General features: G+C 38.1%; 11 protein-coding genes. 4 read left to right on the top strand and 7 right to left on the bottom strand.

Going from position 1 to position 14,392, the window contains the following annotated elements; all coding sequences use genetic code 11:
• Positions 1-4: 4 nt before the first annotated feature.
• The 7 genes from ACLLO5_RS03215 to ACLLO5_RS03185 all read right to left on the bottom strand — a co-directional run bounded on the left by ACLLO5_RS03215 (position 5) and on the right by ACLLO5_RS03185 (position 8,475).
• Complete coding sequence (locus tag ACLLO5_RS03215; RefSeq protein ID WP_413174040.1) at positions 5-2,431, bottom strand: response regulator; 2,427 nt, start codon at positions 2,429-2,431, stop codon at positions 5-7.
• A gap of 55 nt (positions 2,432-2,486) precedes the next feature.
• Positions 2,487-2,879, bottom strand: a complete 393-nt coding sequence (locus ACLLO5_RS03210) for a hypothetical protein (RefSeq protein ID WP_413174039.1) — start codon at positions 2,877-2,879, stop codon at positions 2,487-2,489.
• A 507-nt stretch (positions 2,880-3,386) separates the two neighbouring features.
• The gene (locus ACLLO5_RS03205) at positions 3,387-4,286 is read right to left on the bottom strand and encodes a DUF4344 domain-containing metallopeptidase (protein ID WP_413174038.1); all 900 of its coding nucleotides are present in this window, start codon (positions 4,284-4,286) and stop codon (positions 3,387-3,389) included.
• A gap of 411 nt (positions 4,287-4,697) precedes the next feature.
• Positions 4,698-5,648, bottom strand: coding sequence for an AAA family ATPase (locus tag ACLLO5_RS03200; protein ID WP_413174037.1), 951 nt, complete (start codon positions 5,646-5,648; stop codon positions 4,698-4,700).
• A 178-nt stretch (positions 5,649-5,826) separates the two neighbouring features.
• Positions 5,827-6,912: a DUF4350 domain-containing protein gene (locus ACLLO5_RS03195; RefSeq protein ID WP_413174036.1), complete on the bottom strand. Its 1,086-nt coding sequence runs from the start codon at positions 6,910-6,912 to the stop codon at positions 5,827-5,829.
• 179 nt (positions 6,913-7,091) lie between these two features.
• Complete coding sequence (locus ACLLO5_RS03190; RefSeq protein ID WP_413174035.1) at positions 7,092-7,700, bottom strand: DUF4129 domain-containing protein; 609 nt, start codon at positions 7,698-7,700, stop codon at positions 7,092-7,094.
• Positions 7,701-7,968: 268 nt separating this feature from the next.
• A complete protein-coding gene (locus ACLLO5_RS03185; RefSeq protein WP_413174034.1) occupies positions 7,969-8,475 on the bottom strand; it encodes a DUF2243 domain-containing protein in 507 nt (168 codons plus the stop codon).
• A gap of 262 nt (positions 8,476-8,737) precedes the next feature.
• Here ACLLO5_RS03185 and ACLLO5_RS03180 point away from each other — a divergent pair, with 262 nt between their 5' ends.
• The 4 genes from ACLLO5_RS03180 to ACLLO5_RS03165 all read left to right on the top strand — a co-directional run bounded on the left by ACLLO5_RS03180 (position 8,738) and on the right by ACLLO5_RS03165 (position 14,389).
• Positions 8,738-9,193, top strand: a complete 456-nt coding sequence (locus tag ACLLO5_RS03180) for an NADAR family protein (protein ID WP_413174033.1) — start codon at positions 8,738-8,740, stop codon at positions 9,191-9,193.
• Between the two features lie 553 nt (positions 9,194-9,746).
• Complete coding sequence (locus tag ACLLO5_RS03175) at positions 9,747-12,473, top strand: GAF domain-containing protein (protein WP_413174031.1); 2,727 nt, start codon at positions 9,747-9,749, stop codon at positions 12,471-12,473.
• Between the two features lie 708 nt (positions 12,474-13,181).
• On the top strand, positions 13,182-13,949 hold the full coding sequence (locus ACLLO5_RS03170) for a hypothetical protein (RefSeq protein ID WP_413174030.1): 768 nt from the start codon (positions 13,182-13,184) through the stop codon (positions 13,947-13,949).
• Positions 13,950-14,140: 191 nt separating this feature from the next.
• Positions 14,141-14,389 (top strand): hypothetical protein, encoded by a 249-nt coding sequence (locus ACLLO5_RS03165; protein ID WP_413174029.1) that lies wholly within the window; start codon positions 14,141-14,143, stop codon positions 14,387-14,389.
• Positions 14,390-14,392: the final 3 nt, after the last annotated feature.

Raw genomic sequence — 14,392 nt, 5'->3', positions numbered from 1 at the left:
GCTTCTAACTGTTTAAGATTGCCAAACGAATACGATTCCGCCCCAGTGCTTTGGCTTGGTAAAGTGCGGTATCTGCTTTTTGGTAAAGCGTTTGTAAGTCTTTGCCGTCATCGGGAGTTTGAGCAATTCCCCCACTAAATGTTACCTGAAATCTAGTCCCATCCTTCTTATCTCCTCCCTTCTGTTGCACAGTGAATGAATGCTGGCTAAATTGCTGAAGCACTTGTGCTAATCGTCGCATTCCCTCTTCTTTACTTGTGCCGTACATTCCTACTACAAATTCTTCACCACCCCAACGGCCAATGACATCTTCCTGTCTGAAGGATTGATTCAGGAGTTTACCAAAATAGTTGAGGACGCGATCGCCCATTTCATGCCCATATTGATCATTGACTGACTTGAAGTGGTCTAAATCTAGCACTGCTAAACTAAAAGTTTGTTGTTGTCGTTGTGCCAATTGTAACAATCTGGTCAAATCTTGCAGAGCTTTCCGGCGCAGACTTACTCCTGTGAGCGCATCTATTTCTGTCAGTCTCCACAGTTTGCGTTGTTCTAATCGGGTTTTTACACGGGTTAGTAATTCCGTTGGTACAATTGGTTTGGTCAAAAAATCATCTGCTCCCACACTAAAACTGTGTTGAATAGTTTCTATATCAATATGGGCAGATAAAAACAAGACAGGTAAGCGATTCCAGCGGGCATCACTGCGGACTACCTGACACAAATCAAACCCACTCCAACAGCTAACTTTTCCTTTCTCACTGTTTTGATGGGAAACTACACTAAATTCAATATCCAAAATCAACAAATCAGGGACTGTTTGCTCTAGTGTTTCCCAGAATTTCTGCGGCTGATCCAATAAAGTCAGCTGATAACCAGATGGTTCTAATAGGATACGTAGAAAATTAAGAACAACTGGATCATCATCAACAATCAACAACCGGGCTGTGGACTGATTTATTTGTTCTATTACTTGGGTTATGGTCGCCAATACTTCAGATGGAACTATAGGTTTTTGTAAAAAGCATTTAATTCCTAAACGCGCTGCTTCTACCCGTTGAGTAAAGGAATCTTCAGCAGTCAACATCAAAACCGGAATTTTTGGGTACTGGTTACGCACCATTGCCAAAAAATTTAATCCATTTTCTGTGAATTCAGGAAAATTTAAATCCAACAACATCACATCATAGGAGTAAAGATCCAAGAGTTCCTGTGCTTTTTGGAAATTAACCGCAATCTCGGCTTGAAATCCCCAATTTGTTGCTTCTGTTGCTATCTGCTTGGATAGGAGCAAGTCATCATCTACAATCAGTAGAGATGCTGAGAGAATAGCAGGGTCTGAAGGTAAAAATTCTCCTTGATTGTCAATTTCACCGCTGTATTGGGAAATTTCCTGCTGTAACTGCATCACAAGTTGCCCCAGTTGTACAATTTCTGTTGAGTCTAATGCTGTCCCCCGTTTAAAAAGTTGCTGAATTTCACGGGAAATGTGGGAAGCAGTATCCAAGCCAAAGCAGCCTAAAGAACCAATTAGAGTATGTGCTTCTTTTTCCGCTTCTTGTTGCTGTGTGGGCGTGAGAGTACCATTTTGTAAGGCAATAATAGCTTGTTGTATGATAAAAAGGCGATCGCAATAAGATTGGCGATATGTTTCCCAAACAACTTTGAGTTCCGACTCAACACCAACAGCCACAACAGGTGCAGACGTTATATTTTCCTCACCATCCTTACTTATAACTTTCTGCGGTTTCAGCCGATATCCTTGTTTATAAATCGTCTCCAATATATCTACAACACCAGCTTGTTTAAGCTTCTGCCGTAAACCCTTGATATGTGCGCGTACTGCTCCCTCACTGGGAAATTCCTCCGCTGTCCACAGCCTATCTAACAACCGACTAGGGCTAAAAATTTGCTCAGGATATCGCAGAAACAGTTCCAGTATTTCATATTCTTTTGCAGCCAAATAAATCTGCTTTCCTTGGTGAGTGACTTCACAATTGTTCGGGTTTAAGCTCAAATCACCCCAAGTTAGCAAAGGAAATAAAGTTTTTTGGTTTCTTCTTAATAATGCTCGAATTCGAGCTAATAACTCATCTATATCAAAAGGTTTCACAAGGTAATCATCAGCACCAGCATCCAAAGCAATGACTTTATTTGTCACCGCATCTAACGCTGTCAGTAATATCACTGGCGTTTCCCGATTAGGATTCAGGGTAGAAGACTGATTAGCCCGGAGTTTTTGACAGAAGCTAACACCATCTAATCTCGGTAAAACTACATCTAGAAGGATCAAATCATAAGTATAAACTTCCGTCAAATCCCATCCTACTTGTCCATCCTCTGCTAAGTCAACGTGATAACGTTGTTGCGCCAATATTACCTGTAGCAACTGAGCTATATTTCTATCATCTTCGACACACAGAATTTTCACATGGGCTGAATCCGGGGCGGCTTGAATTCACCGGTATTAAACTAATGATACATTTTTATGTAACAATATAGTCAGGATTAGCATTCTCTAGCCAATCAAGATACCAGTTTTCATGAATAGAAAGCCAGCGGGAATTAGTTGCTAGTCCACGATACCAGTCAAAAGCAACTAAACTGAAAACAGCAGATGATAAATTTTCGCGCTGTGAGAAATCATACTCAATCCACACTACAAAATTCGGATTCAGCCTAAATTCTTTTACCACTAAAGTAGCTAAACTCTGAACCTCTGGAATTGTCAAGGAACCTGTTTTTGCTCTCATCTTGGAAAAGATCACTATTTGTATTTGTGGGTAAGGTAAGTATATACGCAGTTGATACTGGTGTTTTTCTGCACCAAATATTTCCTGGATTACACTGTTAGGAGAAATTTGATGAATACATTTCATGGTTTTTGACTTTGTGATGTATCTTCTTTAATGGCACAGTTAAACTAAAACTAAAGGAGGTTTTGGTAATTGCGTAACCAGCGTATTCAGACTTTTTTGCTCTAGTAATGGCATTTCTTGCCAGCAACTGCGACAGAACCAATAAATATGATGTTGGCGAAAGTTGCGAGTCATGGTGTTGGAGCAGCAAGGGCAGGTATTCATAATATTTTAAAAAGTTGTTACAAAATTTGTTTTAGTTATAAATCGAGAGAAAATGGAAGTAATCTCATTAACTTTGAAGCTAGAGCAAATTTGTGAAATATTTGTGAATAGTGATCAAATATTACAAAAATATAACAATTAAATACATTTCGTAAATACATTTAGCTTTTTGTGTATTTAAGTTACAAAAATATCAAATACTCAAAAGATAAATCCCCCACTTCTGACATCAATTTATAATTTGTGGACACAATAAATAAAAGAAGTAGAGGATCTTATCGCCTTACCTAAATTCTTACCTAATCACAATAAGTTTACACCTTCTCTGAGGTGAGGATTTAGCAAAGTCCGCCAAGCTTTAAGTTTTTTATGATAATCTATACGGCAAGTTGTTTGTCTTTGAGGGGGGATACCTATTTTATTCACTAAAACATCATATTCTTGAGGATTTTTGCCATAAACCAAACAAATAATATTATAAAATCTTTGGTAATTCAAAGAATGTTCATCCCAGAAAGATAAATCCTTACTTACACTTTCTATTTCCCTATTTCCAGACAATCCAAACTGGACAGCAGATGCTAAAGCTGCAAACTCTTGTCCTAATTCTGATAATAAAATAGTAGAAAATTCATCAACTGTATCTTCTTCTTTACCAGTTACAGGTAAATCTAATTCTTCTATCAGTGTATGTCCTAATTCATGGAAAAAAGTAAAAACAGTTGTACCAGCTACCCGACGATTAACTTTATTTATGACTTCAGGTTGATTGATATTCAGTTGCCTTGATTTGTAGTCATTCAAAAATACATCTGTGAATCTATCTATTAATTCATAACAAATAGTAATACTATGTTCAGAAGATTTATAGTAAGCATTAACAGCACCACAATCACCTAAAATAATTGTGATATCATTGGGCATAATTAAAACTTTATTTAGCTTATTTGCTAATTTTTCAAATGACTGATATTTTTGAAATCTATCTTGTCTAATAATAGAATTTTTTCGTTGTAAGGCAGCATAAATTACTTTAAATTTTCCGCTCACAAACGTGCTTTTATTGATAATTGTGGTGCTACTTTTGCTAAATAAGTTAGAATCATTTTGCTGAAAAATAGGATTGATATAAATAATCACTAACACCAGAGTTAGAATGCTGGATAAGAGTAAAATTTTTAGTAGAACCAAGATTTTCGACATCTGACGCACCCTAAAAAAGAAATTGAGTGTGACACTTACTTAAGTCCTAAACGATATTAAAAGCTTGGTTAATTGGGCAAAAATTATTTATTTCACGACAAAATTAACCAGATTAACTGAGTTTCTGAATCTGATCTTCAAGGTTTTACCTATTGGGAATTCTTACGGATTTTTTATTCTGTCATCTACTCTTTTGCTGCTAGAAAAATACAGATTAAATAAACCGCGTTCACGAAGTGTCCCGCAGGGATAGACGCAAAGGACGCGAAGAGAAGAAAGAAGAAGAAGATAGTCATCTGATGCTGGGAAGGGAGTATCACAGCTTTATATCTATCTCCAGGAGGATGATAATAAACTAAACTCTAGCAATATTTTTGTCAACTTTAAGAAAATAAAAATACTGAGTTGGGATTATCGAGGAACTGGAACTTGGCTAATTATTGCTGCAATTACTGCATCAAGTTGTAAACCATCTAACATTGCTTCTGGTTTCAACAGCAGACGATGACGCAAAAGTGGTGAAGCTACTGCTTTGACATCATCTGGTGTTACAAAATCTCTCCCAGCTAACCAAGCTGATGCTTGAGAAGTCTGTAACCAAGCACCAGCAGCACGAGGAGACGCACCCAATGCTAAATCAGGATATTGACGAGATTTTCTGACTAATTCCAACAGATAATCAACTATTGCTTCGGAAATCTTGACTTGTTTAACTGCTTGTCTGGCCTGTAAAATATCGGCAACTGTAGTTACTGATGTTAGTTGTGCAATATCTAACCGTCTAGCGGCAAAACCTGCTTGACGATTCAGCAACATTTGCTTTTCTGCTGCTTGATCTGGATAATCTACAACTAATTTAAATAAAAACCGATCTAATTGCGCTTCTGGTAAGGGATAAGTACCTTCAAATTCCAGGGGGTTTTGTGTGGCAATCACCCAAAATAAATCTGGTAATGGTAAGCTTTCACCATCTAGGGTGACTTGCATTTCTTCCATTGCTTCCAGTAGTGCGGCTTGGGTTTTGGGGGGAGTACGGTTAATTTCATCAGCCAGCAGCATTTCTGTAAATACTGGCCCTTTTTTAAGGATGAAGTCGCGGCTATTTAGGTCAAAAATATTTGTGCCTGTAATGTCTGATGGTAAGACATCTGGTGTTAGTTGAATGCGACGAAAATCCGCTTGAATTAACTGTGCTAATACTTTAACTAGGAGTGTTTTACCAGTTCCTGGTACTCCTTCCAAAATTATGTGTCCACCTGCTAACAATGCTATTAGTAATTGTTTGATGAGGTTGGATTGTCCTACAACTATTTGATTGAGTTGTTGTCCAAGACGAATTAATACTGGATGTGTTGCACTCATATAGCAGTCCTATTTGATTTGTAAAATTATGGGTGTAGGTAATAGAGTTTTGTTACATAGTCATTGAGAATTTAATTGATGGGAATTTCGGGATGGAAATTTCCGAGTTTTGGGAAAAATGGGAGAAATTGGTGCTGACAATTTCCACAAATGTTTTTTAATGCTTAATGCTTAGTGTTTAATTTTTAATTCTTCTGAGTATACGCCATTTACGCAACCAGCTTAACAGGTCTTTTTCACTGATACGGTGTTTTTTTTCTTGTAGTTTTAATACTGCATCCAAATCGGCTGCACTTATACCTGTTTTTTCTGACCACACTTGTAGTAAAACCTGATGTTCGACTGGTATTTGACCTAATCCTAATGCTTGTTGCAGTTGCAGTTGTTCTTGTTTACCTACCATTTCCAGCACAAAGTCGGTTGAGTTGGCTTTTTGTAATACTCCTGCTAATGCTTGGATATAAGCTTGGCTGTTGTCTATAACTGGTGTCTCTAAAGTTACTGGTTGACCAAAGCGACGATTTTGAGCCACAATCATTACTAGTAACAGTACACTTGACTGTATCAGTGCTGGTAATAAAGGAGTTTTGGCTAGGTAGCTTAATAAGTCACTTTCGCCTTCTTTTTGTCTAACATCAGAGTCTTTATATCCGTGAATATATTCATCTATGTAAATTTTTTGTCTACTTTTAGTGACTAAATCAGCTAAATATTGAAAATTTGCTTCATCTTGATAGGCATTAGCGGCTAAATAAGGTGTAGTTGCAAAAATTACTTTACCTTTGCCATAATTATTTTCCCAAACGACAGCACCAAAGCGATCGCCTAAAACAACTTCTTCCGGTTTAGATTTCCGATATCTTCGGCTAGTATCAATCTTGACATCACCAACGGGTGATTTCTGGTTGGTGCTAAATTCTGCTGCTGTTGTGGGCTGTTGTACTCCCAAAATCACTAAGGTGTTGCCCTTTTCTACCCACTCCCGTTCTTGTGGAGATAATCCTGCAATTTGCGGTTGACTACTGACCTGAATTAACGTTGTCAGTTGTTTTTCTGCGGCAATATCATCAAAAGGCTTTTGCCAACGTTGGATATCTTTTCCCTGATCTTGCATAAAAGCATACCAAGCACCATAACCTTCAGGTGCGCGATTATAACTAGAACCATTTTTAATTTTGCTGCTGGGAGCAAGTATTAAACTCAGTAAAATCATCACTGCGAGAGCGATCGCACCTAGCCAAATTACACGATTCCGTTGTTTCATCTGAGGGTGTTGGGTTGGGGGATGGGGGCAGGGGAGCAGAGGAGCAGGGGAGCAGGGGAGATGGGGGAGATGAGGGAGATGAGGGAGATGAGGGAAATATTTTCTTCTTATCCTCCTGATAGCGAAGCGTGGCGTAAGCCATACTCCTGCCTTCTGCCTCCTGCCTCCTGCCTTTAGCATTACGAATTAAAGAGTTCTTGATAGGCTTGTCGGCATTGTTGATAATTTTCTGCTAGAATTTCCGCATTACTAAAACATAATTGCTCATGAGTAGTAATTAAAGTTTCATAAGGTTGAATGGGATTTACCGCAGAAGTTAGTAATTGCAGATATTCTCTATCAGTGCGGCTAGGTTTTTGCAGTGCGATCGCTTTTTCATGTAATTGCTGTAAAGTAGCTAAATATAAAAAACGACAAGCTTCACGATAGTCACACTGTTGATATAATTCCTGTGCTTTTGTTAGCATCAATTGGATGGATAATTCACGGGTTTGAATTTGAGAATCCGTGATAGTTGAACCACCAATTTTTCTAATCCAAGCATAGATATAAGGATTAAATTCTAGCCATAATCGCCAACCTAACCAAACTATAAATAAACAGAATATTATCCAAGAGAAGATTTTTATTAACTCAACTACCCAAGGACTAATTGACCATCCAGGAGGTAACTGTGGCAGAGTTTGTTGAAAGCGAGACAACTGGTAGTCTAGCCATTCTCCTACTTGTTGCTGCCACAAATAAATCTGCCAACCCGAATTTGTTTTTTCAAAAGCATCTGTAGACATAATTCGTAATTCGTAATTTGTAATAGTTACGCCGGCTTCAGCTAGGGTAATTAATGAGTTCCTGTGTCACCTCCCATGAATAACTAATGATGCCCAATGCCCATTCAATTAATGCCTATAACTCGCGTGACGATGTAGGAGTTATACGGCACGCTAGGCGTTAACGTAGTGTGTCGTAGACATAGTTTCCCTGAAAGAGGCACAGACATCAACAGTTAGGTTTTTCAGGCTAACGGCAAAAATACTTATTTGATAATTAACCAACTTCTCAAATATTCTGACTCCTGACTGCTGACTCCTGAATTCTTACCTTTTGTATCATTATCCAGCCAATAATTACAAGTAATGTACCTAGAGCCAAAAATCCTAAATCCCAAGCTAACTGATTTGTCCCTGGTTTGACATGATGAATACCGAGAATTTGATGATCTATCAATCCTTCCACTACATTAAATAACCCGCTACCCATAAGTATTGACCCGACAAAGATTTGTAACGACCAAGCACCATCGTGCTGCTTGCCAGCTTCCCACAGTAAAATAACTCCTATAACAGTAAAAATCCAGTCTAAAGCATGAAATAAACCATCCCAGACCATGTTTAACTCTATATTTGAGATAGTTGTTGGTGGTTGGATATTACTGATCATGTGATGCCATTGCAGAATTTGATGCAACAAAATGCCATCAATAAACCCTCCCAAACCCAGACCCAGGAAAATTCCCGCAGCAATTAGCAGTGTACTTCTTTTACGTTCCTCATTCTTCACTTTCATATCAACCTCAGAAATAGAGTTGGCTACCAAAATAGAATTGTTTTCCGAGTGATATCTTCTGTCTTGAGGTTAGTAGCAGTGTGCATCAGTCCAAGAGACAGATAAAATTTCATATACAAGCAAAATTAATTGCAAATAGTTATTGAAAACAAAAATCTCTGTACTCCTTACCTGTTCTCTGTTAAGAGTTAAGAGTTAAGAGTTCTGTCTCCTCAATATGAAATTTATTTTGCACGACTACTTATAAAAGAGCAATTTTCAAATGACCATTTACTTTTACAAAGTTTGGCAGCCCTATGGCTGTTTTTCTAACTTTTCTCCCCATCCAATCGAAATCCAGGGTACTTACTGGCCAACTGTTGAGCATTATTATCAAGCACAAAAGTTTGTTGGTAGTGAAGAAGCAATTATTATACCCTCAATTCATGCTGCTGCTACCCCTGAAGAAGCCGCCGCTTTGGGACGTTGTGGTACGAGAAAACTACGTTATGACTGGGAGATGGTCAAAACTGATGTGATGCGTGCAGCTGTACTAAAAAAATTTATTACGCATACGGATATTCAAGAGATTCTTTTAGTAACTGGTGATGAAGTTCTGGTGGAAAACTCACCTACAGATTATTTTTGGGGCTGTGGTGCCGATAAGACTGGTCAAAATCACCTGGGTAAAATCCTGATGAGTGTAAGAGAAGAAATCCGTCAGTTAGTCAGAGGCTAAAAACCCTGAAACCTATAAGGTAGGCATTTGCGTGTACACCGTAGGTAGAGAGACGGGGTATGACGGCGATTTCTGAATAAAACTTGATGAAAGAGGATTATTTTGTTGAATATGATGCTAAAAACTCTCCAAGGAGCAAGTATTCATACTGAAAAACAAGTATTTATACTGAAAAAAAGGAAGATATGCGGATACATAATTTGCTATACTGTTATAATAAGATGAAATTTCATCAATAAAAGATAATAAATCTATACAATACTTTTCATATCAAATGTATACACCTAAATATCTAAAAGGCTTATATAGTTAAGGTTATAGGATTTAATTTTGTACCAAATGACAAAGTGCGGTAAATAAAAGATAATAAATCTATACAACACTTTTCATATCAAATGTACATACCTAAGTATCTAAAATACTTATATAGTCAAAGGTTATAGGGTTTAATTTTGTACCAAATGACAAAGTGCTGTAAATAAAAGATTTAAGTGATAACTTCACGCCAGGGAAATGGGTTAAAAACAGTTTATAGATAAGGTGAAGATTTGTAATGACTTTTACAGATAAGCCAAACCGATTGCAGCAAATAGATCAAGAAACTTTACTGCACCGGATGATCAAACAGATTCGGCGATCGCTTGAACTTCAAGAAATATTAACAAATACTGTTACAGAAGTGCGATCATTCTTGGGAACAGATCGAGTCAAGATATATCGATTTGCATCGGATGGTAGCGGTGAAGTCATTGCGGAATCTATTCATCAACAAAATTTACCATCATTACTGGGGCTTCATTTTCCAGCTAATGACATTCCCGCATCTGCAAAAGAGATGTTTTTGTTAACAAGACAACGCTCCATAGTAGATGTAACTAAGGGAATAATAGGACTATCACCCCTGAAGTCGGCAAAAAATGGCAAATCTTTACTGACAGAGAATATTCACTATCGGCAATTAGACCCCTGCCATATTCAATACTTAAAGGCTATGGGTGTTGAATCTTCCCTAGTAGTGCCAATTCTAGAATATGATCCCAAAGGAGAATCAAAACAGCCAAAACTGTGGGGATTACTAGTATCTCATCATAGTCAGGAACGAACAATCCTGAAAAAAGAACTCAAGGTAGTACAGCAAATAGCAGATCAAGTAGCGATCGCCATTTCTCAAAGTAACCTACTCAGTGAAGCCAGGGAAAAACAACAGCGAGAAGCCATCATTAACCAAGTCGCAACCCTCCTCCATCAACTACCAACCATCCAACTACAAAAAGCACTAGAAATAACGATTACATCCTTTAAAGGCATAGGTGGCAGGATTTACATTGAACAGAATGAAGAACTATACACCTTTGGAGAACAACCACAACTAGCTAATGAACTGGAAAACAATGTATTGGAAAAACATCCCGTTTGGCAAAACTGGATTTCGGAATACCAACCCGATCAAATCTTAGCCATTCCTGACCTTTATAAACAAGCAAAATTAAGAGTTTTAGCCATAGCCTTTCGGTCTACTCAGATTCGGGGAATGATGGTAATTCCCCTGCACTACCGCGAAAAATTCATCGGTGTATTAACTATTTTTCGAGCAGAATTGAATATTGAAATCCTCTGGGCAGGTAGAACAGACTCTAATAGGCATCAAGAATTACCACGCCTTTCTTTTGAAGTTTGGAGAGAAGAAAGAAAAGGACTAGCACCTGCATGGAACCATGAAGAAATATTACTAGCGCAAGCTTTGTCCCATAACTTCTCAATGGCAATTCAGCAGCAGCAAACAAATCAGGAATTACAAACACTCAATGCCAACTTAGAAGTTAGAGTCCAGGAACAAACCGCAGAAATAGAAAAAACATTATTGTTGACAAAAGCACTCAAACAAATCACAGATCAGATTCGCAGCACATTGGACTTGAATACAACCCTACAAACCATTGTGAGGGAAGTCCGTTCTCTGCTTAATTCTGACCGAGTGCTGATTTATAAATTAATGAGTGAATATGATGGCGAAGTAATTGTAGAAGAAAGTAATGGTAGTTGGCCGTCAGTTTTGGGGCTGAAGTTATCATCAGCTTGTTTTCCTCAAGAGTATGTCCAACTTTACTTAGAAGGCAGGGTCAGAGCAATTAATAACGTATCCATAGATACATTGACTCCTTGCCATTTAGACCTGTTGGTAAATATGCAAGTCCAAGCCAATTTGATTGTACCCATTAGAATGGGAAACCAACTGTGGGGTTTACTAGTTGCCCACCAGTGTGAATTTGCTAGAACTTGGCAAGATGCAGAAATTAATTTATTGCAACAATTAGCAGACCAAGCAGCGATCGCCATTCAACAAGCCCAGCTTTACGAACAAAGTTGTGCAGCAGAAGCCTCAGCCACAGCAAAAGCAGCACAATTAGAGCATACTCTCCATCAACTCCAAGAAACCCAAGCCAAATTAATTCAAACGGAAAAAATGTCCGGTTTAGGACAACTAGTAGCGGGTATAGCGCACGAAATCAACAACCCCGTCAACTTTATATATGGCAACCTCTGTCATGCCAGCAACTACACAGAAGACCTACTCAACCTTTTACAACTCTACCAGTCCAAATATCCCAACCCTGACAGTGAAATTCTTGCCACTATGGAGTCCATAGACTTTAATTTTTTGGTACAAGACCTGCCGAAAATCATGTCATCAATGAAAGTAGGTTCAGAGCGAATTCGTTCTATCGTACTATCATTACGCAATTTTTCCCGTCTTGATGAAGCTGAAAACAAATGTGTTGACTTGCATGAAGGCATTGATAACACTTTATTGATTTTACAACATCGACTGAAGCCACACGGGCATTTTTCTGGTATTGAAGTGATCAAAGATTATGGTGATTTGCCAAAAGTAGAATGCTATGCCGGACAAATGAATCAAGTATTCATGAATGTTATTAGCAATGCTATTGATATTTTAACCGATGAAATAGAAGAAAAACAAAACGCTGATGATAGCAAACCCTCACCTACTATTCGTATTTCTACCAGAGTTTCTGCACACAATTCCTATCTCCTCATTAGCATTGCAGATAATGGACCAGGCATGAGTGAAGATGTGAAAAAGCGCATTTTTGACCCGTTTTTTACCACTAAACCTGTAGGTAAAGGTACAGGATTAGGATTAGCAATTAGCTACCAAATTGTAGTAGAAAAACATGGCGGTTTGATGGAGTGCATATCACAACCAGGAAAAGGTACAGAATTCTGGATTGAAATTCCCCTCAAATTTCCCAGATAGGGAGGCAACGCGATTTTTTGCGGGAGGATGGGAACCTGTATTTTTGAGCCAAGTAAGTCAACCTTAAAAAACTACCCAGAATACCCAGATTCCCGACTCCTTTGAGAAGTGGGGGATCTAACCTCTAAGCTGCTGTATGTTTTCAAAACTTAAAATATTTATGAGTAATTACTATTGAATGCCACAAAACTATAAACATTTATCTGTTGAGTGTTTAAGGCTTTAATGAACCTATTTATTAAACTTTTCTTTACGATAAAAGTAAAGTTTAATTGCAAATATACCCACTCCAAATTAGAGATGTTATTCTAATACTTGAAGCTAAAGAAGAAAGCTTCCCTGGCAGATCAAACAGCTAGAGTTAGAAAGAAAAGTAGTAAGAGGTTAAAACCGCTGTTAAATTCCTATCTGTCTCGTCAAATCAGAACAACACCCAACGCGAACGCTTATATTCCCTCAAATTAGAGAGAATCAGGGGGCAATGTGACTGGTTTTCATTCCTTGTTTATCAAGGTGGTGAAAGGTAGTACATCCCTGGTTAGAATAAACAAGGGGAGGGAGAAACCAAGCTAGTAGATGTTGGGTGTTGTTGTTTGTTATGAGGTGACAGGTGACAGGTGAAAAGAAATAGGGTAATCAGCTGATAACTGAGCTAATGCGTAAGTTTGTACTACAATTGAATAGAAAAGACAGTTTAAATAGCCTTTTATGTCAATAATTGCGCTCAGAGCGTGGTATCTACAAGATTATGAACCAATTTCAGAATTGGAAAAACGTCCTCCAGACATTCGTTTGAGTAAAAAAAGCCTGCTCAAAACTGGATTGCGTGTGGATTTTCTGGAAGATAGTGATGAAGTTAAAGCATCTACTTGGTTTAAACGTTATCTGGAAGGTGAAAATACTGAATTTTATATTGAGGGTAGTGGTGGTTATTGTGTAGCTAATATTGACTTAATTAGTCATGAGATTTATTTTACTAAACAGGCGTTGTTAGCGCAGTTAGAACCAACAATTTTTTTCTGCTATCAAACTGAATATGCAATAGCCAGTGATTTAGTCAGAGAAGAATTGCAAGCAAGTTTGAAAACCTTAAATTTGCGATCGCGTCTACCTCTAACATTAATAGAATCATCTCGTCCCAAGAACGCACCACTGCGGCTGAACCGTACCATGATGCGGAAAATCCGTAAAAGTTTATTATTTATTGCTGACACCACACCTATTACAAGCGTGGAAACTAAAGAAACCCATCAATTAATTCCCAGTCCCAATGTCTGCGTAGAAATTGGTTATGCGATGGAAAGTAAGCGGTCTGAGCAAATTTTACTGGTACATCAGCAACGTCCAGAATTAGAGGGGCAATTTCCCTTTGATTTACCCATACCGCAAATTTTACAATTTCAAGATAGTGAAGAACTAAATAAAATCCTCACAGGCGCGATTGAAACCCAGTTAGCACGATTCAAATTATTTTAGGGACTGGGAACTGGGGACGGCTAAAAAGTTGGGAACTATTTCTGGAGAAGCAAGCGTCGTGAGGCGAAAGTAAAAGTTCTAAACTCTCTGTGATTTTGGTACATCTGATACTTTTCCCGTGTGCTTACTCTTTTCATTGGGGGCTGACGTGGTTAACAATGGGTTGGATGTATTAAAAATGATGTGAATTTATGCCTAGAACTCCAAACGAATACGCCGTCTACCTGCTGTTAGAAAGTGGTCATCGGGAAGAAGTACGTTTTCCTACTATTCAAGAGTTTCAGAAGTGGTATAGTGGTGAGCTTGTACCAAAATCTGCTTCTAATGATTTTATCAGCGTACCGATTAAGAATATTCAAGGTGAATATATGGTGGTACGTCCGTCTCGGATTGTCGGAATTCGGGTAGAACCAATTTTTAATTCTAGTATTGAACGATAAATG

This window comes from Anabaena azotica SJ-1, from assembly GCF_047275885.1.
Taxonomy (GTDB): domain Bacteria; phylum Cyanobacteriota; class Cyanobacteriia; order Cyanobacteriales; family Nostocaceae; genus Trichormus_B; species Trichormus_B azotica_A.
This window is presented reverse-complemented; position numbering and strand designations above follow the sequence as displayed.